Annotated in this window: 24 protein-coding genes and 2 riboswitches; of the genes, 12 read left to right on the top strand and 12 right to left on the bottom strand. The window is 49.7% G+C overall.

Translation table 11 applies throughout. From position 1 onward, the window contains the following. Window positions 1-94: 94 nt before the first annotated feature. Both gcvH and gcvT read right to left on the bottom strand, forming a co-directional pair. A complete protein-coding gene (gene gcvH / locus RF679_RS11230; protein ID WP_309480718.1) occupies window positions 95-472 on the bottom strand; it encodes a glycine cleavage system protein GcvH in 378 nt (125 codons plus the stop codon). A 206-nt stretch (window positions 473-678) separates the two neighbouring features. After that, window positions 679-1,803: a glycine cleavage system aminomethyltransferase GcvT gene (gcvT, locus tag RF679_RS11235; protein ID WP_309480719.1), complete on the bottom strand. Its 1,125-nt coding sequence runs from the start codon at window positions 1,801-1,803 to the stop codon at window positions 679-681. Window positions 1,804-2,007: 204 nt separating this feature from the next. Further along, window positions 2,008-2,136: riboswitch (glycine riboswitch) on the bottom strand. Window positions 2,137-2,148: 12 nt separating this feature from the next. Beyond that, window positions 2,149-2,247, bottom strand: a riboswitch (glycine riboswitch). Between the two features lie 358 nt (window positions 2,248-2,605). Here gcvT and RF679_RS11240 point away from each other — a divergent pair. Both RF679_RS11240 and RF679_RS11245 read left to right on the top strand, forming a co-directional pair. Beyond that, window positions 2,606-3,178 carry a TetR/AcrR family transcriptional regulator gene (locus RF679_RS11240; RefSeq protein WP_309480720.1) on the top strand — a complete coding sequence of 191 codons (573 nt, stop codon included), beginning with the start codon at window positions 2,606-2,608 and terminating at the stop codon, window positions 3,176-3,178. Next, window positions 3,175-5,820: a PEP/pyruvate-binding domain-containing protein gene (locus RF679_RS11245; RefSeq protein ID WP_309480721.1), complete on the top strand. Its 2,646-nt coding sequence runs from the start codon at window positions 3,175-3,177 to the stop codon at window positions 5,818-5,820. The genes RF679_RS11240 and RF679_RS11245 overlap by 4 nt, the downstream gene beginning before the upstream one ends. Before the next feature lie 180 nt (window positions 5,821-6,000). On the opposite strand, the gene RF679_RS11250 is transcribed toward RF679_RS11245, so the two are convergent. The 4 genes from RF679_RS11250 to RF679_RS11265 form a co-directional block, all read right to left on the bottom strand. Next, window positions 6,001-7,749, bottom strand: coding sequence for a M14 family zinc carboxypeptidase (locus tag RF679_RS11250; RefSeq protein WP_309480722.1), 1,749 nt, complete (start codon window positions 7,747-7,749; stop codon window positions 6,001-6,003). A gap of 84 nt (window positions 7,750-7,833) precedes the next feature. After that, a complete protein-coding gene (locus RF679_RS11255) occupies window positions 7,834-8,979 on the bottom strand; it encodes a M28 family peptidase (RefSeq protein WP_309480723.1) in 1,146 nt (381 codons plus the stop codon). Window positions 8,980-9,097: 118 nt separating this feature from the next. After that, entirely contained in the window at window positions 9,098-9,901 is an 804-nt protein-coding gene (locus RF679_RS11260; RefSeq protein WP_309480724.1) for a spermine/spermidine synthase domain-containing protein, read from the bottom strand. After that, window positions 9,898-10,488, bottom strand: a complete 591-nt coding sequence (locus RF679_RS11265; protein ID WP_309480725.1) for a DNA-3-methyladenine glycosylase I — start codon at window positions 10,486-10,488, stop codon at window positions 9,898-9,900. The genes RF679_RS11260 and RF679_RS11265 overlap by 4 nt, the downstream gene beginning before the upstream one ends. Window positions 10,489-10,708: 220 nt before the next feature. Between RF679_RS11265 and RF679_RS11270 the strand changes: the two genes are divergently transcribed. Together RF679_RS11270 and RF679_RS11275 are read left to right on the top strand one after the other, a co-directional pair. Then, the gene (locus RF679_RS11270; protein ID WP_309480726.1) at window positions 10,709-12,184 is read left to right on the top strand and encodes a S41 family peptidase; all 1,476 of its coding nucleotides are present in this window, start codon (window positions 10,709-10,711) and stop codon (window positions 12,182-12,184) included. A gap of 357 nt (window positions 12,185-12,541) precedes the next feature. Beyond that, window positions 12,542-13,075 carry a TlpA family protein disulfide reductase gene (locus RF679_RS11275; protein WP_309480727.1) on the top strand — a complete coding sequence of 178 codons (534 nt, stop codon included), beginning with the start codon at window positions 12,542-12,544 and terminating at the stop codon, window positions 13,073-13,075. A 79-nt stretch (window positions 13,076-13,154) separates the two neighbouring features. Here the strand turns inward: RF679_RS11275 and purM are convergent, their stop codons facing one another. Beyond that, window positions 13,155-14,198: a phosphoribosylformylglycinamidine cyclo-ligase gene (purM, locus tag RF679_RS11280; protein WP_309480728.1), complete on the bottom strand. Its 1,044-nt coding sequence runs from the start codon at window positions 14,196-14,198 to the stop codon at window positions 13,155-13,157. A gap of 204 nt (window positions 14,199-14,402) precedes the next feature. Between purM and RF679_RS11285 the strand changes: the two genes are divergently transcribed. From RF679_RS11285 to RF679_RS11320, 8 genes are all read left to right on the top strand, one after another. Beyond that, complete coding sequence (locus tag RF679_RS11285; RefSeq protein ID WP_309480729.1) at window positions 14,403-15,488, top strand: AI-2E family transporter; 1,086 nt, start codon at window positions 14,403-14,405, stop codon at window positions 15,486-15,488. A gap of 84 nt (window positions 15,489-15,572) precedes the next feature. After that, window positions 15,573-16,313, top strand: a complete 741-nt coding sequence (hda, locus tag RF679_RS11290; protein WP_309480730.1) for a DnaA regulatory inactivator Hda — start codon at window positions 15,573-15,575, stop codon at window positions 16,311-16,313. An 11-nt stretch (window positions 16,314-16,324) separates the two neighbouring features. Next, window positions 16,325-17,005 carry a histidinol-phosphatase gene (locus RF679_RS11295; RefSeq protein ID WP_309480731.1) on the top strand — a complete coding sequence of 227 codons (681 nt, stop codon included), beginning with the start codon at window positions 16,325-16,327 and terminating at the stop codon, window positions 17,003-17,005. Beyond that, window positions 16,998-18,392 (top strand): polynucleotide adenylyltransferase PcnB, encoded by a 1,395-nt coding sequence (gene pcnB, locus RF679_RS11300; RefSeq protein ID WP_309480732.1) that lies wholly within the window; start codon window positions 16,998-17,000, stop codon window positions 18,390-18,392. The genes RF679_RS11295 and pcnB overlap by 8 nt, the downstream gene beginning before the upstream one ends. Window positions 18,393-18,425: 33 nt before the next feature. Beyond that, window positions 18,426-18,920, top strand: coding sequence for a 2-amino-4-hydroxy-6-hydroxymethyldihydropteridine diphosphokinase (gene folK, locus RF679_RS11305; protein ID WP_309480733.1), 495 nt, complete (start codon window positions 18,426-18,428; stop codon window positions 18,918-18,920). A 53-nt stretch (window positions 18,921-18,973) separates the two neighbouring features. Further along, window positions 18,974-19,321 carry a DMT family protein gene (locus RF679_RS11310; protein ID WP_309480734.1) on the top strand — a complete coding sequence of 116 codons (348 nt, stop codon included), beginning with the start codon at window positions 18,974-18,976 and terminating at the stop codon, window positions 19,319-19,321. A 108-nt stretch (window positions 19,322-19,429) separates the two neighbouring features. Further along, a complete protein-coding gene (panB, locus tag RF679_RS11315; RefSeq protein ID WP_309480735.1) occupies window positions 19,430-20,242 on the top strand; it encodes a 3-methyl-2-oxobutanoate hydroxymethyltransferase in 813 nt (270 codons plus the stop codon). Between the two features lie 76 nt (window positions 20,243-20,318). After that, window positions 20,319-21,275, top strand: a complete 957-nt coding sequence (locus RF679_RS11320; RefSeq protein ID WP_309480736.1) for a carbon-nitrogen hydrolase family protein — start codon at window positions 20,319-20,321, stop codon at window positions 21,273-21,275. An 88-nt stretch (window positions 21,276-21,363) separates the two neighbouring features. Here the strand turns inward: RF679_RS11320 and RF679_RS11325 are convergent, their stop codons facing one another. From RF679_RS11325 to RF679_RS11345, 5 genes are all read right to left on the bottom strand, one after another. Next, on the bottom strand, window positions 21,364-22,776 hold the full coding sequence (locus tag RF679_RS11325; protein ID WP_309480737.1) for a S41 family peptidase: 1,413 nt from the start codon (window positions 22,774-22,776) through the stop codon (window positions 21,364-21,366). A gap of 141 nt (window positions 22,777-22,917) precedes the next feature. After that, complete coding sequence (locus RF679_RS11330) at window positions 22,918-23,613, bottom strand: SDR family NAD(P)-dependent oxidoreductase (protein WP_309480738.1); 696 nt, start codon at window positions 23,611-23,613, stop codon at window positions 22,918-22,920. Window positions 23,614-23,686: 73 nt separating this feature from the next. Continuing rightward, the gene (locus RF679_RS11335; protein ID WP_309480739.1) at window positions 23,687-25,234 is read right to left on the bottom strand and encodes a cryptochrome/photolyase family protein; all 1,548 of its coding nucleotides are present in this window, start codon (window positions 25,232-25,234) and stop codon (window positions 23,687-23,689) included. A gap of 78 nt (window positions 25,235-25,312) precedes the next feature. After that, window positions 25,313-25,459 carry a DUF2256 domain-containing protein gene (locus RF679_RS11340; RefSeq protein WP_309480740.1) on the bottom strand — a complete coding sequence of 49 codons (147 nt, stop codon included), beginning with the start codon at window positions 25,457-25,459 and terminating at the stop codon, window positions 25,313-25,315. Between the two features lie 48 nt (window positions 25,460-25,507). Further along, window positions 25,508-26,590: a MerR family transcriptional regulator gene (locus RF679_RS11345; RefSeq protein WP_309480741.1), complete on the bottom strand. Its 1,083-nt coding sequence runs from the start codon at window positions 26,588-26,590 to the stop codon at window positions 25,508-25,510. Window positions 26,591-26,805: the final 215 nt, after the last annotated feature.

Raw genomic sequence — 26,805 nt, forward strand, 5'->3', positions numbered from 1 at the left:
AAATGGATATGCATCCCATTCGTAGAAGATCAGCAAATAAACAGCACCCTCACCCCTGCCCCTCTCCCGCTTGCGGGCGAGGGGTATTCAAAACTCAACCAATATTCTTAGCGTAAGCTTCTGCGCTCAAGAGTCCATCAACATCAGCCGCATTCGCTGGCTTCAATTTGAACAACCATGCATCGAATGCGCCGCTGTTGATGGATGCTGGTTCATCAGCAACTGCATCGTTCACAGCAACAACTTCACCAGCCACTGGTGCGTAAACATCGCCAGCTGCTTTAACAGATTCGATCACGCAGCAATCTTTACCTGCAGCCAAGCTTGCGCCCACTTTTGGCAAGTCCACGAAAACGATATCACCCAATGCGTCTTGTGCGAAATCAGTAATGCCGACGGAAACTGTACCGTCTGCTTCTACGCGCACCCATTCGTGGGATTCTGTGTATTTGCGATCTGCTGGAATTGTCATGTTGTTCTCCAAAAAAATTTGAATTGATTATGTATAAAAATAGAATCTTTGCCGCGAAGGCGCAGAGAAGCCCAAACTTCTTTTCATGTCATTCCTGCGAAGGCAGGAATCCAGCGTCTCTGCTTGTTACGTCACTGGATTCCCGCTTTCGCGGGAATGACAAATTCAAAAATCTCTACGTACTCTGCGCCTCTTTGGCGAATACTTTAAGCTACCAGAACCTTACCATTACGCACGAATGGTAATTTTACGACTGTTGCTGCTAATTGTTTGTCGCGGATCTGCACGTGTACTGTGTCGCCAATCGCGACGCCCATAGGCAAACGTGCCAAGGCGATGGCTTCTTGCATGGTTGGGCTGAATGTACCGCTCGTGATTTCACCGTCGCCATGTGGTGTTACAACCTTTTGATGTGCGCGCAAGATGCCGCCTTTTTCACGCAAGATCAAGCCTAGGAATTGTTGTGTTTGACCTTGTTCTTGCAAGGCTTTTTTGCCGACGAAATCACGTTCAGCAACCAGATCAATCGTCCAAGCCAAACCTGCGTTCAATGGATTAACTGTTTCATCCATATCTTGGCCGTACAAATTCATACCTGCTTCAAGACGCAATGTATCGCGAGCACCGAGGCCTGCTGGTTTCACGCCAGCGGCTGCCAAGGCATTCCACAAGTCAGTGATACGTTCTGCAGAAACAGCAATTTCAAAACCATCTTCGCCGGTATAACCTGTACGAGCAACCATCACTTCGCCGAACGATGTGTTTTCAACGATGACTGCATTGAACGGTTTCATTTCTGCGCTAGCCGCTTTGGTTTCTGGCAAAACTTCCCATGCTTTTGCACGAGCGTTCGGGCCTTGTACCGCGATCAAGCCATAAGCATTGGCGCCGTCGCGACGTTGAGTGATGGTGATACCAGCATTGGTCGCTGCATTGTGCGCGTTCATCCACGCGACGTCTTTTTCTGCAGTACCTGCATTCACCACCAGGCGGAACCAAGATTCGTTCATGAAGTAGATGATCAAGTCATCGATCACGGTGCCTTCAGGTTTCAACATGGCAGAGTACAAAGCTTTGCCTGGCACTTGTAATTTATCAACGTTGTTGGCGACCAAACCGCGCAAGAAACTACGGACGTTGTCGCCTTTGAGATCAACTACGCACATGTGGGACACGTCGAACATACCGACATCGGTACGCACTGCGTGGTGTTCTTCAATTTGTGAACCGTAGTTGACTGGCATATCCCAGCCGCCGAAATCGACCATCTTGGCGCCGGCTGCGCGATGGGCTGCGTTGAGGGGAGTAACTTTCAGAGTTGCTTGCGTCATGTGTGTGCCTCGGTACCAGTTTGGACAGAAATTAAGGGACGAAAAAGCATACGATTTCCGACTTCTTCGTATGTATTTGGTTACCTTAAGAATTCGATTTTGGGGATGCAATGCTAGGCGCAAAACACAGCAATACGTCGGTATTGCGAGGATTTGCAACAACGCAGTGCGCCCCATAATCGGATTATTGAGGTGACCATAAATCGTTACCCCTCTGTCCTGGTACCTGAGAGATTACGAGCATATTCCAACAAGCTCGTCGCACCTTCGGTGGGTAGTCCAGTGCATCGTTCAAAACCAATCGCACTGCTACCGCTCTCCAGAGTAGGGGGAGTTTTCACACCACCCCACTGATCGGTCCTTTTGCCTGAGAGTTTGTTGGGTATTAGCCCCTTCGGCGGCAGCTGCGACCTGTAGTCGACTGCTCTCTCCCGATCAAGTGCCGCGATTATACCGCGAAAGTGTATAAATTCTCGGTCTAGAACGCTCTTTTTGTACAAATTTCAGTGACATTGCTTTTCATTTGAAGTGAACAATCTGTCAATTTCACAAAGATAGTTTACATTTTGAACGACGTTCAATATCATACGACGTTCACAAATTTATTTAATGCTCAAGTCGTGCCCTGCGGCTTCTCACTTTCAAGCCCATGTGCATCGAGACTTACTAGGTTCAATCCAACTAAGCTTACAGCATCACACATACCATGCCGCACTCCACATCAAAGACAATAAACGACTTTCCTCCGCAGGCCGATCTCGCGACAAACGAAAGCAGACGCGAACGAAAGCAAGCACAAAGCATGCGTCATATCGCCACAGTCGCTTGGGAGCTATTCGAAACGATGGGATTCGAGCAGATCAGCATGGAAACCATCGCAACACAAGCGGATGTCGCGAAAGCAACCTTATACAAATATTTCGACAGCAAAGAAGCACTACTCGAATTTCAATTACGCCACTCGATGGGCGAACAGCGCGAGCATATTCAAACAGAACTCTTGCAGCGCCCCACTCTGCGCTCGCGCCTTGATTTTCTCTTTCAAGTGGAAGCTGAATTCTTGGAGAGCAAGAAGAATTACATGAAACCACTGTTGCATCATCGTTTGAGACAGTTTCAGAATCACCAATCCAGTCGCGACAAAAGTCAGTTCTTTCAGGCCCTCGTGATCATTTTTCAAATGGCGCAGCAAACCGGCGAACTGCGCCGCGATCTCTCGGCAGAGAGCATGGCGAACTACCTTAATTTTTTGCGTTCGGCCGACTTGTTCGATTGGCTGTCTGGGCCACAAGAAGATCTTCGACAACTACATCACCGCATGCTGGACTTGTTCATGGAAGGCGCTTGCTTTCAGAAGCCGGAGGCGAACTCATGAGCACGTCTCACATCAATCTGACTGCTTACAACTGGGTGCAGGCGTGGGAACTCGGCGCACACGAAGTTGGCGGTAAAGCCGCGCAACTCGCTGCTTTGGCGCGTTACGGTTTGCCAAGTGCCGAGGGCTTCGTTCTGAAGGCCCGCGACTGTCGCCAACTTTTCAATCCTGAACTTTGGAAGGCTGCCATCGAAGCCAGTGAACAACATGACTGGGCTGCCCTTGAAGAAACCAAGAATGCTTTGATGCAAAGCGCCAATGAGGAGTCGTTGATCGCGCACGTGACGCAACTCCTCGAGGCGCGCACCTGGACTTCAACTGCATTAGCGGTTCGGTCTTCAGCACCAGGAGAAGATTCACAGCAAGCCTCTTTCGCCGGCATCCATGAAACCGTGCTGCACGTGATCGGACTTGAAGCTGTCTGCTCCGCCATAATTCAGGTGATCGCATCGATCTGGACGCCAGCAGCCGCGTTGTATCGTGAAAAAGTAAAGATGCCGCATCAGGCGGCGAGCATGGCTGTCGTTTTGATGCCGATGCTAAAGGCGCAGAGCGCGGGTGTCATTTTTACTCGACATCCTCGCAGCGGTCGTGAAGATCAATTGCTGATCTCGGCGGTCGCTGGTTTAGCCGACAAACTCGTCGCAGGACTTACGGATGGTGAAGACATCGTCATACAAAGAGACTGGTCATGCATGGAATGGGAAGTCATCGAGCGACGCAGTTCAAATGACGTCGTCAGAAATACTGAAAATCGGACCGCATCAACAATACCGCTTACCCATGTTCTGAGTGACCAAGATGCCATTCGACTCGCTCAAATAGCGCTTCAGACGGCTTACGCTTTCGACTACAGTTCGCCATTCTTAGACATCGAATGGGTTTTTGACGGGTATGAATTTACGCTAGTTCAGGCCCGCCCCATCACCCACAAAGTCTGCCACAGTTACTCCGCAATCCGTGAGCAAGGCTTTATTTGGACCCGTGGCAACACGCGCGAAATATTGCCCTATCCCGTGACAGTCAGTGAAACGACCGTGATGCAAAATGCAGTCAATCATATGTTGGCACAACCGCACCGCGTGGTCGGACATAAGCTGTTAGAAGGCGTTCAGAGAATCGCATTCTTTCACGGCCATGCGTATCTCAATGCGAGCCTGATTCAATGGGAGATTTACCACGGCTTCGGCTTGGCTCCCGAAGTCAGCAACTTTGTCATTGGCGGTCATCAAGAAAGTATTGAGGTGCCAAAGATCAGTGGGCGTGAGCGACTGCAAATGCTAATGAACATGGCGAAAGCGGCCCTGCTCTACAACAGCGCAAGAAACAAGGGTTTGCAAGAAGTCCAACAAGTGGAAGCCGAGGCAAAAACTTGGTCAACCGCAGGTCTCCGTGAAATGCCCGACACCGCCTTACTCGAAGAACTCGGTGAACGTTCCGTCAATACTTACCGCCATCGATCCGGTATGTGCATGATGCAAGGTGCAAGTGGCAGTCTTTTGGAATTGCGCAAACGTATTATCGCGGCCCTTCCGGATCATCTCAAATTGAACGCCGATGCGATCACGGCCGCACTAATGACTGACGGAGATACCAGTGTGAGCGCGCAACAGGCGTACGACATGTTGCGTTTGGCACAGCTTGCCGCAAGAGACGACAAGGCCCGTGAATTTCTTCAACAAAATTCAAAAGAATATGATGTAAGCGCACTAGGAGCAGAGAGCCTTTTCAGAGAAGCTTACGAGAATTTCATGTACTGTTACGGTCATCGGGGCAACTACGAATCTTATGTCTCGCGTCCTAGTTGGCGCGAAGATCCTCGCGAACTTCATCAGAGCATTTTGGGGCTGCTGCAAGCCGATGAAAACACCCTACGCAGCCGACAAAACGAGCAACAGATTTGGGCGCAACGCATCATCAAACAACACTTCAACCTGGCTCAACGGATACTGCTACGCGTACTGAGCAAACAGGCCAAACAAGAGTGCAATCAGCGCGAACTGGCGCGAAGTACATTTGCCAAACTGCTTGAGCGCTGTCGTTATGTACTTATCGAGCTTGGAAGACGACTTCAGGCCAGACAGATCCTGAATCGCGCCGACGAAATTTTTCACCTGACCGTGGAAGAAATTCGCGCTTGCTTTGAGCACAGAATCGACACCGCTGCCATTCAATTTCGCGTACAGGACAGAATCAAGAAAGTCAGTGAATGGCAACAGCAAAATATTCCCGATCTGATTTATGAGGGCCAAATTTCGAAAAAAACTCAGGCCAGCAAGAATGCGATCACCAAATCCAACACCGCAACGGATAGTGATTGCTGGCCAGGTATTGCCATCTCAATGGCGAGTTACGAAGGCATCGTCAGAAAAATTACGCATCCTGACCAAATTGAAAAACTGCAACAAGGTGAAATCATGTTAGCGCCCTCAACCGATCCAAGTTGGCTAGGACTCTTTTTAAAGGCTGGCGGTGTGATCGTCGAAACCGGAGGCTACTTATCACATAGCGCGATTGTCGCCCGTGAACTCGGCATTCCTACGATCGTCAATATTCCCGGCATCATGGCGCAAATTGAAGACGGAGATTTCGTCAAAATTGATGGTGAAAACTCTTGCCTGATTCGTAGCAATCGCCATTAGTTTCTGGAACAAAATCGCCCAATGTTTACACTCGAGCATTCATGATCAACGAAGCCAGCTTCAGCAAATCGGCTTCGTTCACGAGCCCTCACCGTCCCCACTTGTGAGGGCATTTTTTTACGAGCTGGTTATATGCCGGGTAGTTAGCTCGCATTCGTTCTTCATTCCAGAAAAGCTTGCTTACTCTTGCACATGCTCCGGTTTTTTTTGCTCTATCTTATTCACTTTATTCGCTGCATCGCTCAACTGTGCCCCGACCGCAAGGATCGGTTGGCGTGGTGGCTCACCCCACATGCCTTTGCCACGTGCATAGTAAGCATGCAGGTAGCCCCAATACACCAAGCCGTCGGCACTGCGTGGATCAAGTAAATAGAACGCCAAGCGTCCCAGAGGCTGATTGACTGGAACATACAATGCACGATCAAGTGTGTCTTGGGTCCAGACATAACCCGCACGCTTTTCTGGCAGTTGTTCCTTCCAAACGCCTTTGATTTGCGCGGTAAATATGCCTTGGAAAGTATCTTTGGCGATATTGCGTTCGCTCTCATGGAAGTACATCAAGCTTTGTTGACGCGGCCGTGAGGTGCCTGGCAAGACCTTCAAGCCATGTGCTTCTAGAATCGGGCGCAGCTTATCAGCATAAGCCGGATCGACTAAGTAGCCTTCAGGCACAGGCATTTCGTCGACCGCGTTGAAAGCGACATAGGCTGGCAATTCCATTTTGGTGCGCGATTTCTCGCCGATGATTTGACCATTAGCATCTTTGATGGGGTCGACCACGTCAAAAATATAGTTTTCGGCGAAACTCATTTCTGTGCGCAAGGGCAAACGCGCCTGTTTATTCTTCCATTGTTGCGCCCAACGCTCACGTGCGGCCAATTGCTCTTTCTTGACCTCATCCTTGTGCACCACCAACCAACGCAAGAGTTCGAGCACATACAGGCGATTATCCTCGATGCGTTGCGGATACGTGCGGTACACATAGGTCTCGACCAAGACACCCAAAGCGTATTGCAAGGTCGGATAATTCGACACTAAATTGGGTGACGAGAAAGCTGATTCCCAGCCATCGATTTGCTTCTCTTTGTTGTAGCGGAAATTACCGTAATCGTAGGTGGGCATGCCGCGCTCAGCCATCGTGGCCCGTACATCGGTCAACATTTTTCGATTCAAGCCTTGGAGGTCTGCATCACCACCAGTCGCCCACGCTGGTTCGTAGGTAATATGAAAGCCGTGATAGCTGCCGTTGGTCGTGTGCAAATCAAAGACGGCAGCGGGTTGAAAGTCTTTGTACATGGCCAGCATCCAACGCGTGTTCGCTGCTGCGGCTTTCATCATGTCGCGATTCAAATCGATGCCGAATACGTTTTCACGCGGACCGACACCACCTTCTGGATTCGGTTGATGACGACGATTTGCTGGATCTTGTGCGTCGGCACCATCCGCGTTATAGGTCGGCAGCGTCACGATTTCTAAAGCCTTGCGAATTTCTGGATGCTTGCCCTGCACTAGCTCACGCATGATCGTTTGTATGGCATCTTTGCCTTCAACTTCGCCCGCATGAATACCAGCATTGATATACACACGCAGAGGATCTTTACCGGTTGATGCTAATTTCCATGCATTCAAAGGCTGCCCAGTTTCCGTCGTACGCGGGCCATTTTTCGGCACATACACTTGCAGTGACTTATCTTTTTTCATCAGGGCAGACATGAAGATATCAACATCAGCGACGCTGCTGGTGGTCTTATATCCATTTTGTTCGAAGCGGGTTTGTGGCCAAGTATTATCAGCGGCAACGGCACTGGAATTAGCCAACGATAAGCTCAATGCGCAGGCGGTCACCACCATTGCTACCCGTAGCGAAAAAGCTCGTGCCACTCGCGTTGTTGAGGTTGATTTCATTGGAGCTTGAGTCTGTAACTTCATAAAAGTCGCGTCCATCGACGTTCTCGATTCATCAAAAAAGAAAGGCGCAGAACTGAGCTGCGCCTTTGGATTCATTTCTCAAACTTATTTGCCGGAGTTGCCCGATTGGCGAGCTTTCCAAGCATTCACATATTTCGCTGCCTTTGGATTGGCTTCATCCCACTTGGGTGCATTAGCATCATTCGCGATAGTCCACACCGCTAAAGCGACCGCACGATCTACTTTTGCCATGTTTTCATAATCAATCTTACTCGCTTCATCACCAACACCATGATAGTCAGGGAAGCCATAAGCGACACTGATGGTGTGGGCCGGAATACCTTGATCTGCTAAAGCTTGGTTGTCGCTCGCACCAAAGTATTTATCGCTGTTAACTGGATGCTTCCATACATTGATCCCTGTTTTCGCACCTGCTGTCTTAAGGATAGCGCCGACATCAGAATAATCGAAGCCGGTCACGCCAACAGATGCCACTTGTGCACCTTCAGAATCATCGGTGCGTCCGACCTGTTCGATATTGATACCCGCCACTGTTTTCTCAATCGGGAAGATAGGATGGGCGCCATAATATTTCGAACCGATCAAACCTTTTTCTTCACCGAAGAAAGTCATGAATACAATGCTGCGTTTTGGACGTTCTTTCAAGCTTGCAAAGGCGCGCGCCAATTCAATCACCGACACGGTACCACTGGCATCATCATTGGCGCCATTGAAAATGCGATCACCTTCGCCACTCGGTTTCATGCCAACGTGATCATAGTGGGCTGTGACCAACACATACGTGTCTTTCAAACTTGGATCAGAACCACGCAAGACACCGATCACATTTTTTACCATGTCATGTGGAACGCCTTCTGGCTTCGCTGGTGGCGGTGGTGTGCCCGGACGACGGCGCACAGTTTTAACGAGCTCATCCCAATCTGCCATTTGGAAATACCCATTATCACCAGCTGGCTCCAAACCAATAATGCGGAATTGTGCAGCGATGTACTCTGCCGCCAAATCTAAGCCACGCGATGGTGTATCGCGGCCTTCCAACAAGTCAGACGCCAAGAATTCCATATGACCGCGCATGGTCTGAGCCGACACCTGTTGCACCACTGCCTGTGCAGGTGCTGGCAGTTTTGCCATATCACTGCTAGGTTTCTGGGCTAAGGCCGCTCCGGCAAATAGGATGTTGAGTGCAATGACACCAGCACTTAGGCGTGCTTTGTAATTCGTTAATTTCATATTTCCTCGCATTTTCTTTGTATTTTTTCTCTATATTGACTGAGATGCACGGCCGATTTGGCGCACAATGTAGCCAGCTATGACCGACTTTATTCAAAATAGTTCATCCGGCACTTACTTAATCCCTCACCATCCACTCTTTTAAACCATTGACCCAAATTGGCGCTTGCAATTTGTAGTTGACCCGCAAAATCGCGGCACGCTGATACAGCACATCAAAATCGACCTCGGGTGCCGTCTTGAAGGCGATAGCCACCACATTGGCGTCATGCACTTCGGGTAACCACACCACGACATCAAAACAAGCTTGCATGGCTTCGATATTCTTTTGGCGTTGCTTGTCGTTGGCAAATAAATTGACCGTCAACATCCCCGTTTCATTGAGACAATCGGCGCAGGCTTGATAGAACTCGGGACTATCCAATACGGGTCCCTCGGCCTCAGCGTCATACAAATCGACTTGAATCACATCGAGTTTGCCATGCAGTTTCTTTTGTCGCACATAATCAAATGCATCCATCTCCAAGACCTGCAAACGCTCATCATCTTCAGGCAAACGAAATTGCTCACGACATATCGCGATGACTTTGGGATTTAACTCGACTGCAGTCACTTTCGCTTGCGGGAAAGAGCGGTAACAAAACTTCGTCAAAGAAGCGGCGCCTAAACCGAGCTGAACAATATGTTGTGGCACCATATTGAACAACATCCAAACACACATTTGCTGAACATACTCAAGTTCAATTTGATCGGGTACAGCGAGTCGCATCGATCCCTGAATTGGGGCAACCGAGGTATCACTGTTGACTTCGCTTGCTAAGTGCAAAGAGCACACGCCACGAAACTCTGAAACAAACACATCAGGGTGATCTGTCGGCGACGCTGTCACCATCGACTTTAATTTATTGACTAACTTACTCATGAGGCGCGGTTCTTCTTTTTTGCATGATCAGGATGCCAAGCGCAGTCTGCACTGTGATCATTCACCATACCTATCGCTTGCATGTAGGCATAGATGATGGTCGAGCCAACAAATTTGAAGCCCCGCTTTTTAAGGTCTTTCGAAATGCCGTCGGATAGCGCATTGGTGACAACGCGCCCCGCGCGATTGATTGGCGGATCTCCATCCACATGACGCCACAAATAGGCATTCAAGCCACCGAACTCTTCACACAACTTGAGATACGCATGAGCATTACTAATGACCGCATTAATCTTTAAGCGATTGCGAATAATGCCTGCATCTTGCATCAAACTCTCAATCTTGCGAGCGTCGTACTTGACGATTTTATGTGGATCAAACTGGTCGAACACTTTGCGATAATGATCGCGTTTATTCAACACGGTTTCCCAGCTTAAACCAGCTTGAGCGCCTTCGAGATTCAACATCTCAAATAATTGGCGTTCATCGTGGCAAGGTACGCCCCACTCATGATCGTGATATTCGATGTAGCGCGGATTCGAAGGATTAGCCCACGCACAACGGGCAGGAGTTGATGGCGATGTCATAAAATTCCAAACAAAACAAATGGTCAACAGAAACTGAGTTTGACCAGAAAAGCGTCAGTGACCACACAGGAAACCAAGTTGTATCATGGCGATAGGTGGTAACTGGCAAATGACTTGGATTATACTTGCCAGATCACTATTTGCCACAGTTCCAGAAGCGCGCTCTGTTGAGCATGTCGCTTTTTGACGTTGTTGGAAAAAAAATCCTTAGGAGATTAATATGCCTAGCTCCACCACTCAGCACATCACTCATCAGTTTTTCAAATCTACACGCCTTCTGTTGACTGCTGGCCTTGCATTGAGCCTGATGAGTTGTGGTGGCGGAAGTGGTGGTGGATCGAGCGGCGGCTCCCAAGTCCTATCTAGCTGCAACAGCAATAGCCCCTTATGTAATGTTGTCAACGGCAACAACACGGATGGGATAGGTAGCCCAGGCCAATACGCCAACATTTGCACCCCGACTAGCGAAAAAGCTTGGGTACGAGCCCACCTCAACGATGTTTATCTCTGGTACAAACAGATTGTCGAAGTACCTGCCGCCAACTACCCTACGCCACAGACCTACTTTGACGCTTTGCTCGTAAAATCACTCGATCGCTTTAGCTTTACGGGCAACGCCGATGAAATTAACAGTTACTTCGACTCAGGTGCGGAGGTCGGATTCGGCTACGAATTGGTCAATCAAAATGGCAGCTTACGGGTGACTTACGTGCAGCCCAATTCACCAGCTGCAGCGCAAAATTTAAAACGAGGAACACGCATCGTTGGTATCAATGGTCTAGCAATTGAAACACTGTCCCGCGATACGCAAATCGCGGCGCTGTATCCGGACAAAACCGGCCAGAAAACGGTATTACAAGTACGCGATAACGGTAGCCTTGCCACCCGCACGGTTGAACTCGTCTCTGCCAACATCACCAGTTTTCCGGTTTTACAATCATCGATCGTGACCACGCCACTCAATCGCAAACTAGGCTATTTGGTATTTACCGACCATATTGCGACGGCCGAAGCACCTCTCATTTCCACGCTTACTCAATTCAAACAAGCGGGCATCGACGATTTGGTGCTGGATTTACGCTATAACGGCGGGGGCTATCTCTACATTGCTAACGAAGTCGCGTCCATGATTGGTGGTAGCAAAGTCCAAGGTCGCGTGTTCGAGCAACTACACTTCAATGATAAGCATCCAGAAAAAACTGCTGATAACCGCGACCTTTTCACTACTCGTAGTCGAAGCGGGCAAAATTTGCCACAGCTCAATCTCAGTCGCGTGTTTGTGTTGACCTCAGCACGCACTTGTTCCGCCAGTGAATCCATCATTAATGGCTTATCTCCCTTCGTACAAGTCATTACGATTGGAGGCACCACCTGCGGCAAACCTTACGGCTTTATCCAAGCAGACAACTGCGGCACTGCCTACTTTGCGATTGAATTCTCTGGTGTGAACGATGCGGGCAAAGGTGATTACGTCAATGGATTTGCACCTCAATGCGCCGCCAGTGACGATCTCGAAAACGCATTGGGAAGCAATTCCGAAAATCTGCTCGCAAACGCCATCAACTACGCAGATCGTGGTCGATGCGGGACCAGTGGCATCGCTGCTGCACCGATGCAAACCCATCCGGTACTGAGCAACGCCATCGAAGCACGCGAACGCGCTTGGCGCCAAAACCGTCTCGTCAAACCCCAATAATGCAAGACATCGGCCTTCATGCTTCAACTTGAAGGCCGATCACACAAGGCTTTGCATCCCACCGCCCCAAACCCGCTCCCTGTTTAATCTTGTAAGTGTCAAGCTTTCACGAGTTTCAAACAGGTTTTAAACCAGTTTTTAACCAGTACGGGTCCCTTCCCTGCCATGCGAATCCTACCGAGGGCCAGCATTTGAGCCCTGTTGTCCCCATCACCACAAAGTCTTATCGACTCAATTCGCGGCCCCGATATTGCTGTGGCCCCAACTCATTTTTGCAGTGAGGTGTAAGTTTTCTCGACCTGCGACGACTAATGGACATCGCCTCCCTTTCATTGTCACCCATTTAATCGTCCAGCTATGATGAAACAAATCTTTATTGCCCTCTTGTCTACCTTGTCACTTCAACTATTTCAGAGTGAAGCGCTGGCCAACACTAAGGTATCAACGACTTCTTTAAATAACATCAAACTCTCTGGTATCGATAGCAAAGGACAGGCCTTCGATCTGCAGAACTTGCAAGGCAAAACCATACTACTCACTTTCTATAGCGCTGGCTGCACTGCCTGTGAGCGTGATGTCAAACTGATGCGGGAATTTTATCGAGATAATCGCCAACGCAATTTCATGATGGTGGGTGTCAACTTAGAAAAGCGCAAAGAAGACTTCGACCTGTACGCACGCATCGTCAATATTGCTACCCCAATCAATCAGCAATTTCAGTTGATTTGGAAAGGCAGTTTGAAAAATTTCGACGGACTCGGCACGATCAAAACCGATCCGACGCACTTAGTCATTAATCGTCAGGGCGAGGTCGTATTGCGCCGCGAAGGCATGTTTAAGTCGGAAGATTGGGACTTTTTGTGGGAAACCATCGACGCACCAACACAGTAAAGACAAACACAGTAAAAACAAAAAAGCCGCAGATCAACTGCGGCTTTCCTCAATTTTTTTGTCGTAGTTCGAAATTACATCAGACAACGATTGTTTGATGCTCTTGACCTTCGCGGGCACGAATCGTACCAATTTGGTAGACCGTTTCACCGGAAGCGCGCAAATGCGCCGCCGCTGCTTCAGCTTGATCGGCAGACACAATCACCACCATACCAATACCGCAGTTAAACACGCGATGCATTTCAGCATCTGCCACGCCACCGTGTTGTTGCAACCATTTGAACAATGGTGGCATTTCCCATGTCGTGCTATCGAGAACGGCAGTCAATTTGTCGCCGAGTACGCGTGGTACGTTTTCAACCAAGCCGCCGCCAGTAATGTGTGCCATGCCTTTGACTTCCATCTCTGCCATCAAAGCCAACAATGGTTTGACGTAGATGCGGGTTGGTGCAATCAATGCGTCCGCCAAGCTACGACCATGGAAGTCTGCGTTCAAATCTGGATTCGCGACTTCGATAATTTTGCGTACCAAAGAAAAACCATTCGAGTGAATACCAGAGGAAGCCAAGCCCAAGATCACATCGCCTGGAACAATTTTGCTACCGTCGATGATCTTTGACTTTTCTACCGCACCGACCGCAAAGCCAGCCAAGTCATATTCGCCATCAGGGTACATAGAAGGCATCTCTGCCGTCTCACCACCGATCAATGCACAGCCAGACAATTCGCAACCGTAAGCAATCCCTTTGATCACATCAGTCGCAGTGGCAACGTCTAATTTGCCACAAGCAAAGTAGTCCAAGAAGAACAAAGGTTCAGCGCCTTGCACCAAAATATCGTTGACGCTCATGGCGACCAAGTCGATACCCACTGTATCGTGACGATTCAAATGAAATGCCAATTTCAACTTCGTTCCCACACCGTCGGTACCCGATACCAACACTGGTTCCTTGTACTTTTTGCTGACTTCAAACATGGCGCCGAAACCACCGATTCCCGCCATCACGCCTTCACGCATAGTACGTTTAGCAAACGGTTTAATCGCATCAACCAGCGCATCGCCAGCAACCATATCGACACCAGCGTCAGCATAGGAAAGAGAAACAGGATTATTTGTGCTCATAGGATATTCGTCAGTAGGGGCTTGAAGCGGTAAAATAGCGGAATTGCTAATTTACCCAGTGACCTGTTGCGGAAAAAAGCGGAAGCGCTGGGCTTTCGCCGTCCATGCCGAGTGCAGATCGTTGAAAAAAACAGTATTTTAACAAATCGACCCACGTTTTACCTAGTTTTTAGGCAAATCAGTGACTTACCTACAGAGTGAACCATGTCTATCAAGTTAACAAATAACCAAAAACAAAGCATGCTCTGGCTCGGCGTCGCTGCAGGTTTTATTCTTTTGCTATCACTCCTCGGACCGATCTTGATGCCGTTTGTGGTGGCTGCCACCCTCGCCTACATCCTCAATCCCTTCGTTGATCGCTTGTGTAAATTACGCATCGCCAAACGTTTTATGCCACGCGGCCTTGCGGTCACTGTGGTTTTGATACTATTGATCGCGATTATTTTCGCTTTCTTTTTGATCATGGTTCCCATCTTTCAAAAAGAAATTCCGCAACTGCAAAATCAGATTCCCCTGTTTCTTGAACGTTTCAATACCATGATCACGCCACTCCTGACCGAGTTTGGCGTCAGTGGGAAGTTTGATTCGCAAGCGGTAAAAACGCTTGTGACTGAACACCTTGCTTCAAGTGGCGACGTGATCGGCAAAGCCATATTGTCCTCGATTCGCGTGGGCGGAACCGCGGTGCTTGGCGTCATCGCCAATCTTCTTTTGATTCCTATCGTTCTCTATTATTTGTTGATGGATTGGCACAGTCTAGTCCATCGCATCCGCAATTTCATTCCACGGCGCTGGCTCAACTCGATTTTGTCTTGGACCAAAGAAGTCGACAGCTTGCTGGGCCAATACTTGCATGGGCAATTAATGGTGATGCTGGTGTTAGCCTTGTACTACTCAATCGCCTTATGGATCGCCCGCTTTGAGCTTGCCGTACCGGTTGGCGTTTTGACGGGACTCTTAGTTTTCATTCCCTATTTGGGATTTGGTTTCGGCTTATTCTTGGCACTCGTCAGCGCGGTCTTGCAATTTAACGATTTGCACGGGCTGATCGCTGTGGCGATCATTTATAGCGTCGGACAAGTGATCGAAGGCTTCTTCCTGACCCCGAAATTAGTGGGCGAAAGGATCGGCCTTCCACCATTAGCGGTGATTTTTGCGTTAATGGCGTTCGGTCAATTATTTGGTTTTATCGGTATCTTGATTGCTCTCCCTGCTTCTGCGATCGTGTCAGTGGCACTGCGTCATCTAAGAACTTCTTATCTCGGCAGCACGTTTTATCGTCAACAATAAGCCGACAAACAACACGAAACAGATAAAAAGAAACAAAGCAGAACAAAAATAGCATCACCAGAAATAACAGAATTCATCCACACAATGCGACAACTCCTTCTCGACCTCGACGCCGAACAACCGCCTTCATTTGATACTTTCGTCGTCGGTCAAAATGCGGAACTGGCACAGGTCTTATGCTTGTTTTCCGAAAAAACACCTAGTCAATACGGTGAACGATCGGTCTATTTTTGGGGCGAAAATGGTGCTGGCAAAACACATCTACTGCACGCCTTGGCGCAACATCCTCATAGCCGCTATATCAGCGCCGATGCCCCTGAAGAACAATTTTGGTATAGCCCAAGTGTTGACTTGTATCTACTGGACGATTGCGATCAACTCACGCCGGCAGCACAAATCGATGCCTTCGCATTGTTCAACGAAGCCAAGGCGAATGGTGCTTTTTTTGTCGCCGCTGGCAAACAACCACCGATGCTTTTGCAAGTACGAGAAGACTTAAGAACGAGATTTGGTTGGGGCTTGGTGTACCAAATCTTCGGACTCAGCGACGAAGAGAAACTCGATGCTTTAGAACGCGCTGCCGAAGCCAAAGGCATTAGTTTGGCACCGGGCGTATTGCCATACCTGATTACGCATCATCACCGAGATATGCAGTCCTTGAGTCACTTGCTCAATGAACTCGACCACTATTCCTTAGAAACCAAGCGCGCCATTACGCTGCCTTTACTGCGCGAGCTTTTGCACCGACAAATCCAGCAAGAGCGTGGCACCAACGATCAAACGCCTGCGTACCAATTACCTCTTGCACCAACTGATCAAAACTAATGCGGACAACCATGATCAATCTTGCCCTTTTCGACCTCGACCACACGCTCATCCCGATTGATTCAGATTACGAGTGGGGCCAATTTCTATGCCGTATTGGTGCGGTCGACGCCGATGAATTCAGTCGTCGCAACGCTGATTTTTATGCGCAATATCAGCAAGGAACCTTAGATCCTGTCGAATATCTCGAATTTGCGCTCGGCACGCTTGCGGCCTTCGATCAAGCACAACTGAACGCTTGGCATGCACAGTTTATGCAAGAAGTCATTCAACCTGCTTTACGGACGTCAGCCTTCGATTTGTTAAAAAAACATCAAGACCATGGCGATGAAATCGTGATCATTACAGCGACCAATCGTTTCGTGACGGCACCAATTGCGCAGGCGCTGGGAGTGAAGCATTTACTGGCGGCGGAGCCAGAAGTGGATGGAAATGGCAACATAACTGGTAAATTAATCGGTGTTCCAAGCTCGGGCGCAGGTAAAATTACGCACTTGCAGCATTGGCTACAGAATCAAGGCCGCCAACTCGATGACTTTGAGCGTTCCTATTTTTACAGTGACTCTCAAAACGACATTCCCTTATTGTCGCTCGTCTCCCATCCCGTTGCGACCAATCCAAATGCCCTCTTGCTGGCCCACGCCCAAGAAAAAGCATGGCCTGTACTCTATTTATTTGAGAATAATGATTAAGAAATTTATTCGTAAGATCCTCGGCGTCAAAAATCAAGCAGATCAAGCCGAGCCGTCGAAGAACGACAGCAAAAGCAAAGGCAAACATAAGCCTAAGGTGCTGCATGCCGATGAACACGGCATTGATCCCGCCATGGTGTCGAATAATGCCATTCGCGTGACACAGACCTTGCAAGAACACGGCTTTAAGGCTTTCATCGTCGGTGGTGCAGTTCGTGATTTATTGTTGGGCATCAAACCGAAAGACTTCGACGTCGCCACCAATGCCACGCCGGAGCAAGTGAAACGCTTATTCCGCCGCGCTTTTATCATTGGTCGTCGTTTTCAGATCGTCCACGTCATGTTTGGGCAAGACCTGATCGAGGTCACCACCTTCCGTGGTGCCGCGAAGACCGATGCACCAACCGATGAGCACGGTCGTGTGTTGCGTGACAATACTTTCGGCGAGCAGCATGAAGATGCGGCACGGCGCGACTTCACCGTCAATGCCATGTACTACGATCCCGCGAGTCAAACGGTGTTGGACTATCACGGCGGCATTGCGGACGTTCGCAAGAAAGTCTTACGGATTATTGGCGTGCCTGAACTACGTTATCGCGAAGATCCGGTGCGCATGTTACGCGTGGTGCGTTTTGCAGCAAAATTACAGTTCTCCATCGATCAAGAGACGCGTAAGCCGATCACGGTGATGGCACCGCTCATCAACAATGTACCCAGTGCGCGCGTGTTCGATGAGATGCTCAAGTTATTGACCAGCGGCCATGCGATGGCGTGCTTGCAACAACTGCGAAAAGAAGGTCTCCATCACGGTTTAATGCCTTTGTTGGACGTGGTCTTGGAACAGCCACTTGGCGAACGTTTTGTCACCTTGGCCTTAGCCAACACCGATGAGCGGGTACGCCAAGGTAAAACGGTGTCGCCGGGCTTCCTCTTTGCTTCGCTATTCTGGCACCAAGTTTTAGAAAAATGGGAAGCCTATAAAGCGGCTGGTGAACTGACGATTCCAGCTTTGCATTTGGCAGCCGACGATGTCTTGAATACACAAACCGATACCCTCGCCGTACAAAGAAAAATCGGTAGCGATATGCGAGATATTTGGGCCATGCAACCGCGCTTCGAAAAGCGGGTCGGCAAGGCACCGTTCAAACTCATCGAAAATTCACGCTTACGTGCTGGCTTCGACTTCCTCTTGCTGCGCTGTGCCTCCGGCGAGATTGATGCCGAAATTGGCGAATGGTGGACCGCATTTATCGAGGCCGACGAAGAGGAACGGGTTCGTTTAATTAGTGTGAAGCCCAAAGGCAAAGCCAACGACAATGAAGGCCCCAAAAAACGCCGCCCTCGTCGTAGCAATCGTCGCCGTCCTAAAGCGGCCGATGCCGATTGAACAAGCACGAGTATCTAGAAAAATCCAGAGAACATGACGAGCTCGACTCACTTAGCCTACATCGGCATCGGTGCGAACCTCGGTGAGGCGCGCGCTACGGTGGAATATGCGATCGAACAGTTGCGTCAATTTCCCTCGACGCAGCTGCAAAAAGCTTCCTCTTTATTCGTGACCGCACCGATCGATTCAAGTGGCGATGATTATTTCAACGCGGTCGCTGCACTGCGCACTGCACTCAGTCCGCAAGACTTGCTACAGCAACTGCAGAAACTCGAATTAGCATGCGGCCGCGAACGGCCCTATCGGAATGCCCCGCGCACACTCGATCTCGACCTTTTGCTGTACGACCAGCAGCGCATCGATGAAAGTGATCTGATCGTGCCGCATCCGCGCATGCACGAACGTGCTTTCGTTTTGATTCCACTACTCCAACTCGATCCCTTTGTCGATATTCCAGGAAAAGGTCCAGCCCATCAGTTTGCACCGAACGTGGCGGACCAAGGCATACGCAAATGGACTGGAAGTTAGATGGGCGTTGAGGACTTTGAACCATGCACATTGCGCAATGTAAGGAGTGTTGAATGCAAATTCCTGTAATCGTTCAAACGACTGGCTTACTTTTGCTTTCCAACTTTTTCATGACCTTTGCTTGGTACGGGCATCTCAAAAATCTCCAAAGCAAAGCCTGGTATGTTGCTGCTATTCTGAGTTGGGGCGTCGCGCTTTTTGAATATTTACTCCAAGTGCCAGCAAACCGAATCGGGTACACTGCCTACAGTTTGGCGCAGTTAAAGATCTTGCAGGAAGTTCTGACTTTGTTGGTGTTTGTTCCGTTTTCTATGCTTTACATGGGCCAGCCTTTTAAATTCGATTACGTTTGGGCTGGTTTGTGCTTGATCGGCGCTGTCTATTTTATTTTCCGCAGTTGAGTCTATTTTATTTTCTAAGTTTCGCCTTGCTGGACGGTGCCTAGAGATCATTCAATAGTTTGATGAACACTTTCACACTCAATTGCCTTCACGTTTTCGGAGAATGTCGTGGCTGAATATTTACAAGATCGTAAAGCGGTGACCTTGAGCACCCTCGCTAACATGCGCCAGCAAGGCGAAAAAATCGCTATGTTGACCTGCTATGATGCCAGTTTCGCGTCCATGATGGATCGTTGCGGTGTCGACATTTTATTGGTGGGTGATTCGCTCGGCATGGTTTGCCAAGGACATGATTCCACCCTTCCCGTCACAAATCAGGATGTGGCCTATCACACTGCCTGTGTTGCCCGCGGCAACACCAAAGCATTCGTGATTGCGGACATGCCTTTCGGCACCTACCCAACGCCAGAACAAGCTTTCAGCAATGCGGCTGCCTTGATGCAAGCTGGTGCGCAAATGGTGAAAGTAGAAGGTGGTGCTTGGATCGCCTCGACCATTCAATTTCTCACTGAACGCGCGGTGCCGGTCTGCGCCCATCTCGGCTTGACGCCACAATCGGTCCATCAACTCGGCGGCTATAAAGTGCAAGGTAAAACAGTTGAAGCGGCAGAACAACTCAAAGCCGATGCTTTGAAATTACAAGCTGCTGGTGCGGCATTGTTGGTACTGGAAGCGATCCCTGCGCCACTGGCGAAAGAAGTCAGCGAACTCTTACACATCCCAACCATTGGCATTGGTGCGGGCCCCGATTGTTCAGGTCAAGTTTTGGTGATGCACGATCTGCTCGGCGTTTTCCCCGGCCGCAAAGCACGTTTCGTGAAAAATTTCATGGAAGGTCAAAGCTCGATCGATGCGGCGATCCAAGCCTATGTGGCAGCAGTCAAAGACCGTAGCTTCCCTGCGCCGGAGCATTGCTTCTGACGTAAAAACCAAAAAGCTTGGCTTGCCCCAGGTTTGATATTCATTTCACCGACTTTGCCAACGCCATAGAAAACAGATGAACGCACCTGACCAACTCACCGTCGCCCTCGCACAAATCGCCCCCGTATGGTTGAATCGTCAGGCGGGTACTGAGAAAATTGTTCAGTACATCAAACGGGCGGCACAACAAGGCGCACAATTGGTGTGTTTTGGTGAAACGATTTTGCCAGGCTATCCATTTTGGCTGGATCTCACCGAAGGCTCTCGTTTTAACGATGAGGTACAAAAGGATCTACACGCTTACTACGTGGCGCAAGGTGTGGATATTGAGGCAGGTGATCTGGCACCTATTTGTGCGGTTGCCAAAGAACTGCACATTGCCGTCATGCTCGGCTGTCTCGAACGTCCACAAGATCGCACCGGCTACAGTGTGTACTGTTCATGCGTGTACATTGATGCAGAGGGCCTAGTGCAGTCAGTGCATCGCAAGTTAATGCCAACCTATGAGGAACGCCTCACCTGGGCACCCGGTGATGGGCATGGGTTACGGACCCATGCTTTGCAAAATTTCCGCATTGGCGGTTTAAACTGCTGGGAAAATTGGATGCCTTTATCGCGTGCGGCTTTGTACGCCCAAGGCGAAGATGTGCATATTGGCATTTGGCCTGGCAATCTACGCAATACCGAAGACTTGACGCGTTTCATCGCCAAAGAGGGTCGTAGTTTTAGTATTGCGGTATCAGGTTTAATGCGCCGCGGAGATTTTCCACAAGATTTCCCCCATCTCGATCTGATTCTTCAACGTTGCCCCGAAGTCCTCGCCAATGGCGGCTCGTGCATTGCTGGCCCCGATGGCCGTTGGATTATTGAACCTGTGGTCGATCAAGAATGCTTACTAGTGGCCACGCTTGATCGCAATGAAGTCAGACGTGAACGACAAAATTTTGACGTGGCCGGCCACTATTCGCGCCCCGATATCACACGCCTCATTGTGAATCGGGAACGACAAGCTTTAGCGAAGTTTGAAGACTAAACTAATGAACTTGTGGGAGCGCATGCCGAGGACCTCCCGAGTATCTTCTCGTCGTCGGCAGTAATGACATTTTTTCGCCAGCGACAACTTATTGAGCAACGAGGCTCATACTCTTGCGCTGACTCAACAACCATTCTTTCGCCGCTTCAAAGGTACGGTCCCGACGCTCGATGAGGTCGTTACGCGTGACTGCGATCGACACATCAGGAACCACACCATTACCTTCAATGCGTGGGCCGCGCAGAGGAACGAAATCAACTTCGCTGTAAGCCAAGGCTCCGCCGCCAGGGACATTTGCATATCCCAAATAAGCCAATAGACAGCCACAACTTGTGCCACCGAAGACGCGCGCTCGTCCCAGCGCTTGTAAACTACCTGATACAAACTCACTCGCACTTGCGCTGTCACGATCAATTAAGACCGCGATCGGTTTGTCGTAGGCGTTTTCTTTTCCAGACAACTCTAAACGCAGACCTCCAGTCGGAAACAGGCCAAAGAACAAACTTGGCGCCTTCCCTGTGCGCGTTTTTCGATCGCCGATAAAGGTCTTCCTATCCACGAAGTGATTCATCAAGTTCAGTGCCATTTCAAGCGAGCCACCGCCATTCCCACGCAGGTCAATAATCAGTCCATCCGAACTTTTTACCTGCGCGATCTTGTCAGCGATCGAGGAGTTCAATTTGGGATCAAAACCAGTTAAGCGTACATAGCCGAGATTATCTTCGACCAGCTTCGCATCCAAAGTATCGCGGCGTGGCAATACAGCACGTTTGAGTTCCACTTTGAATTGACTCTGATCCGCACGCTCAACATTCAGGCGCACTTCATCGCGTTCCAACTCAGGGTCACCACTATTCAAAATGCGGCGCACTGACTTTTCGCGAGCACGTTCAGTCGAGTTCTTGCGTGCCTTGTCGCTATAGGTTTGCCACCACGCCAACGCATTTTGCTCATCGATCTCAAGAATTCGATCACCCGCTTTCAATCCAGCTTGCTCCGCTGGTGAATTCTTTGAGGTGCTCACGACGATAATTTGTTCGTCCATTCGCATCAGGTTAAGACCCAGACTGACGCCCTGCTTTTGTTTATCCTCCACATACTGTTTGGCGGACAACACCCGTGTGTGTGCATCGCCTAATTCCGCCACCATCTCATCGAGATTGCGCCAAAAAATAGAATCGCTGGTCGCGTTCATGATGCGCGGATAGTGAGTTTGGCCAGCCAGTTTCCAATCGACGCCATTGAAGTTGGGATCAAAGTAAGCTTCGTTAACGCGATTCCAAACAAAATCGTAAGCGTCTTGGCGCAATTGGGGAGAAAGCGCGACACCGGCCGGAGGCGCTTCATTACCGAAGCGGCGCGTGATCAAGTGCTGCGGATCGAGCACGGCACAGCCACTCAAAATACTGATCATGACGATCGGTACAGCAGTCTTCAGAGCGCCTTGAATACTCGCGAGAAAATTCTTACGACGGAACAGGATGGTGTTGATATTTTTCATGAAAAAAGCAAAGTAGTGATTGAGCGGTGACGCCACCAATATGGCGCCGCAAGGATACGAGGCGTCATCACACAGACCAGATCACCGGATCACAGAAAAATCACCCAGCGTTCTGTGTTGTCTCAAGCCATATGTTGAAATTCACCATGGCAAACGCTCGCCATTATACGCAACAAAAGTGCCACTATCACTCGGATTTGCTTGATCAATCTGCGCCAAAAGTTCAGCAGCCGCGACCTCCGCAGGTCGACCAAATTGCTCGCCCTTGAATGGTTTTGATAGGCGTGAATTGACCGTACCAGGATGCAGCGCCAACACAATGGACTGAGGCTTCGAGCGCGCCAATTCAATCGAGGTCGTCTTGAGCAACATATTCAACGCCGCTTTAGAAGCACGATAGCTATACCACCCGCCGAGGCGATTATCTTCAATGCTACCGACTTTGGCCGACAAGCATGCAAAGACACTCCGTTCTTTGGCCAGCAATGGGGCAAAGTGTCGCAACACCAAAGCTGGTCCGATCGCATTCACCAAAAAGCTCTCCTGCAATTGCGCAGCGTTTAGGTCACCCAGTTTTTTCTCTGGCATGAAGTCGGCATTATGCAGGACACCGGTGGTCACGATAATGCAGTGGAATGGCGCGAATTGCTGAAGATAATCTGCGTAAGCAGCAATGCTAGCCTCATCGCGCAAATCAAAATGTGGAGTCTGATCTCGCGTGATACCGTGCACAAAAGCACAAGCGGGATCGGTTTCAAATTGACGCACCATTGCCGAGCCAATCGCCCCTGCTGCGCCGACGATGCAAACCCGATACGCTGAACCAAAACTTTGCATATGCTGACCTCTTGACTCTTTCTGACCTAGATTAAACTAAATCGAACTCAAACGAATTAAAAGACCAAACACTTCAAATCGTCTCGAGCTGCGCTTGCCAAATGCGCGCTTGTTGGCGAATTGCCGCGAGATCTTCCTCACCCATCTGCCGTAATTGTTTATAGACAATCGCTAAACGTGGATTACGTCCAAGCTTATCTTGATGCCTCGCATGGAAGTCCCAATACAAGGCATTAAAAGGACAAGCATCGTCGCCCAAACGTTTCTTCTTGTTGTAGGCACAGCCCTTACAGTAATCACTCATGCGATCCACATAGGCGGCGCTCGATACGTAAGGTTTGGTCGCCAGCTGTCCACCATCTGCAAATTGACTCATGCCCATGGTGTTAGGCACCTCAACCCACTCGAAGGCGTCGATGTAAATCCCCAAGTACCACTGGTGCAATTCGTGCGGATGCAAGCCGGCCAATAATGAGAAATTTCCGATCACCATGAGGCGCTGAATATGGTGGGCATGCGCTTGCTGTAAGGATTGCGTAATCGCAGTTTGCAGACAGCGCATCTTGGTTTCGCCATTCCAGAACCAGCCCGGTAGCGTAAGCTCATGCTCAAAAAAATTATTCTCGGTGTAGCCTGGCATGCGATGCCAGTAGACACCACGCACATACTCGCGCCACCCGATGATTTGACGTATGAAACCCTCAACCGATGCCAAAGACAATCCACGCGCACGATAAGCTTCACGCGCTGCAGCCACAACCTCACGTGGGTTCAACATCTTCACGTTCAATGCAAATGACAGTAGCGAATGGAATAGTCGCCATGCCTTACTACTCATTGCATCTTGAAATTCGCCGAAGTGAGGCAAGGCAAATTCGATGAAGTGATCGAGCTGTTCTAAGGCTTCTTGGCGATCAAGTGGCCAACGAAAATACTGCGCGGACGGCTCACCAAAACTTTTGACGCCTGCGGCTTGAATAGTCGCCCACAAAGCTTGATGATCATGTTGTGGTCGAGCGTCTTGAGGTTCCCATGGCAAACCAGGCCAAGCTTTGCGATTGTCATGATCGAAGTTCCACGCGCCTCCCTCTGGCTTGCCGAGCGCATCAATCAAGATCTCGTGTTTCACTCGCATCGATCGATAAAAGCTTTCCATCAGCCACTGCTTGCGCGTTGAGAAAAACTCACCAACTTCGGCGCGAGCGGTGTAAAAGTGTTCACTACTACACATCTCGCCCGGCAAACTAGTTCGCGCAAACTCTGCCAAGTGCTGATCAAGCCGCCACTCATCGGGTTCTTGGTAGGCGAACGATGGCGCTTGATAATGCTGCGCCAACCACAATAAATTGTCCGTAATCGCATGACGATTTGCAGGATCATCGATCGTCAAATAATGCACACGATGCCCTGCTTCGCGCAGGCTCGCTGCGAAGGCGCGCATGGCCGCGAAAATCGCGATGATTTTTTGCGCATGATGCAACACGTAATCGGTCTCTTGGCGCACTTCCATGAGGACATACACAACTTCATCCGACACGCTTGAAAACCAACTGTGCTGGGCGTTGAGTTGGTCCCCCAAGATGAGACGCAAACCTGAAGCTGCGGGTTTTAAGCTGGGCATGATAGGGTTTCACTAAAAGTCATGAGGGGGCAGATGTAAAAATTGTTGAGATCATCGGTGCCATCATCGCTAACATCACTACGATGACCGCACCTGTCGCCGACAACGTTCAGAGCAATATTTCACGCTCTCCCAATTCAAGCGCCACTTCTTTCGCCAGACAAAAGGGAGAGCACAGGTCGCACACACTTTCTGTGGCAAGTCAGCTTTCTTCTGCATCTTCATGCTGTGCTCCACCCATTTCTGTCTTTGCGTCTTGATTCAAACATGATGTCAATTCAAGAACTTGATACCCTCTGCCTCTGCCACACGTAACAAGGCCTGTTCGAGCGACGCCCGCGCTTGGGCTGCGGTGTAATGCAAATCGCGGTGCAAAGCAGCGTCATCGGCATTGCGGTTTTCACATTGCGCGCTGTACTGCTCAAAACTCCATAAGGTCTGCAGCAAGTCGACTAGGTGACGCGGGCACTCGCAATGAATCGAGGTTGCAGATCGCGCGATCACGGCTAACATATCTTCATCCATTAAGCGTGCGGGAATCTCTTGCGCTGCGTACTGCGGACGCGGACGAGGCATGCTGGTAGCGCGGCGTTGGCGCGCCCGCACCTGCACTTGGGAGCGCGCCAATGCAACACGGCATAAAGACGCCACCTCACCCGCATCACCAGGAATGCGCGCCACCTGATTACCTGCCAGACGCAGACGACGAATCGCATCACTCGAGGCGAAGCGATACAAGACCAACACCGCACGTGCACTGCACGCTTGTTGCGCGGTCCGAATCAATTGCAACTGTTCTTCCGGTTCGGCAATTTCACCGAGCTCAATCACCAAAACATCGACCACCACATCTTTGAGTTGTTGCGGTGCTTGATGCAGATTATTCGCCGTTTGCACCAAGATCATTTGAGCCGACTCTTCGCCTCGGCTGATCAGGCCATGTCGAAGGTGGGCTCCCACCAGAGCTATCCGCAAGGTTTTTTGTTCCAACATACCGGCGTAGCTCGAACTAACACCTGCGGCAACTGCTGAGTGCTGCATTTCTAGCAATTCATCAAGACTGAGTTTCGCCACCGCGCTGATCGCATTGCCCGCATCGACCAATTGTTTAATCAAACCTAGGCGTCGCACATCTTCAAAAGAATATTGGCGTTGTCCCTGTTCACTACGAACCGGATTTGTCACGCCATAGCGACGCTCCCATACTCGTAGAGTTTCCACTGGCACACCTGACAAGCGCGCTGCGGCACCGCTGCGATAATGGGTATTTTGTTCATTCACACGCGCCGGTGTTGCTTGGGCACTCTTCGCATGCGATGTTGACGCATGCTGTGTTTCACGTTGTTGCGTAGTCATAATCACCTCTCAGAGTTGTTTGAAAATGCGGCGTTCGCTCACTGCAATTGATCTGGTTCGTTGCATACTTAGAAGAAACAAAATCTTATTGAACACCGAACGAATCCTTTATGAACCATATTTGAACCATATTTTTGAAGAAATATAGCACATGTTTTGGTTCATTGCTGGGACATGAAAATCATTAACTTTAAGTCATCATTTCAAGCAAAAAA

Source organism: Undibacterium cyanobacteriorum, assembly GCF_031326225.1.
In the GTDB taxonomy this organism is placed as follows: domain Bacteria; phylum Pseudomonadota; class Gammaproteobacteria; order Burkholderiales; family Burkholderiaceae_D; genus Undibacterium; species Undibacterium cyanobacteriorum.

What these genes read in the sequence shown, in the direction of transcription:
- gcvT (WP_309480719.1), bottom strand. Translation starts at nt 1,803, where the DNA reads ATGACGCAAGCAACTCTGAAAGTTACTCCCCTCAACGCAGCCCATCGC.
- folK (WP_309480733.1), top strand. Translation starts at nt 18,426, where the DNA reads ATGACGAGCTCGACTCACTTAGCCTACATCGGCATCGGTGCGAACCTC.
- pcnB (WP_309480732.1), top strand. Translation starts at nt 16,998, where the DNA reads ATGATTAAGAAATTTATTCGTAAGATCCTCGGCGTCAAAAATCAAGCA.
- RF679_RS11260 (WP_309480724.1), bottom strand. Translation starts at nt 9,901, where the DNA reads ATGAGTAAGTTAGTCAATAAATTAAAGTCGATGGTGACAGCGTCGCCG.
- RF679_RS11265 (WP_309480725.1), bottom strand. Translation starts at nt 10,488, where the DNA reads ATGACATCGCCATCAACTCCTGCCCGTTGTGCGTGGGCTAATCCTTCG.
- RF679_RS11320 (WP_309480736.1), top strand. Translation starts at nt 20,319, where the DNA reads ATGAACGCACCTGACCAACTCACCGTCGCCCTCGCACAAATCGCCCCC.
- RF679_RS11245 (WP_309480721.1), top strand. Translation starts at nt 3,175, where the DNA reads ATGAGCACGTCTCACATCAATCTGACTGCTTACAACTGGGTGCAGGCG.
- RF679_RS11275 (WP_309480727.1), top strand. Translation starts at nt 12,542, where the DNA reads ATGATGAAACAAATCTTTATTGCCCTCTTGTCTACCTTGTCACTTCAA.
- RF679_RS11340 (WP_309480740.1), bottom strand. Translation starts at nt 25,459, where the DNA reads ATGAAGATGCAGAAGAAAGCTGACTTGCCACAGAAAGTGTGTGCGACC.
- RF679_RS11270 (WP_309480726.1), top strand. Translation starts at nt 10,709, where the DNA reads ATGCCTAGCTCCACCACTCAGCACATCACTCATCAGTTTTTCAAATCT.
- RF679_RS11310 (WP_309480734.1), top strand. Translation starts at nt 18,974, where the DNA reads ATGCAAATTCCTGTAATCGTTCAAACGACTGGCTTACTTTTGCTTTCC.
- RF679_RS11295 (WP_309480731.1), top strand. Translation starts at nt 16,325, where the DNA reads ATGATCAATCTTGCCCTTTTCGACCTCGACCACACGCTCATCCCGATT.
- purM (WP_309480728.1), bottom strand. Translation starts at nt 14,198, where the DNA reads ATGAGCACAAATAATCCTGTTTCTCTTTCCTATGCTGACGCTGGTGTC.
- RF679_RS11255 (WP_309480723.1), bottom strand. Translation starts at nt 8,979, where the DNA reads ATGAAATTAACGAATTACAAAGCACGCCTAAGTGCTGGTGTCATTGCA.
- RF679_RS11285 (WP_309480729.1), top strand. Translation starts at nt 14,403, where the DNA reads ATGTCTATCAAGTTAACAAATAACCAAAAACAAAGCATGCTCTGGCTC.
- RF679_RS11330 (WP_309480738.1), bottom strand. Translation starts at nt 23,613, where the DNA reads ATGCAAAGTTTTGGTTCAGCGTATCGGGTTTGCATCGTCGGCGCAGCA.
- RF679_RS11345 (WP_309480741.1), bottom strand. Translation starts at nt 26,590, where the DNA reads ATGACTACGCAACAACGTGAAACACAGCATGCGTCAACATCGCATGCG.
- RF679_RS11250 (WP_309480722.1), bottom strand. Translation starts at nt 7,749, where the DNA reads ATGAAGTTACAGACTCAAGCTCCAATGAAATCAACCTCAACAACGCGA.
- RF679_RS11335 (WP_309480739.1), bottom strand. Translation starts at nt 25,234, where the DNA reads ATGCCCAGCTTAAAACCCGCAGCTTCAGGTTTGCGTCTCATCTTGGGG.
- RF679_RS11240 (WP_309480720.1), top strand. Translation starts at nt 2,606, where the DNA reads ATGCGTCATATCGCCACAGTCGCTTGGGAGCTATTCGAAACGATGGGA.
- hda (WP_309480730.1), top strand. Translation starts at nt 15,573, where the DNA reads ATGCGACAACTCCTTCTCGACCTCGACGCCGAACAACCGCCTTCATTT.
- gcvH (WP_309480718.1), bottom strand. Translation starts at nt 472, where the DNA reads ATGACAATTCCAGCAGATCGCAAATACACAGAATCCCACGAATGGGTG.
- RF679_RS11325 (WP_309480737.1), bottom strand. Translation starts at nt 22,776, where the DNA reads ATGAAAAATATCAACACCATCCTGTTCCGTCGTAAGAATTTTCTCGCG.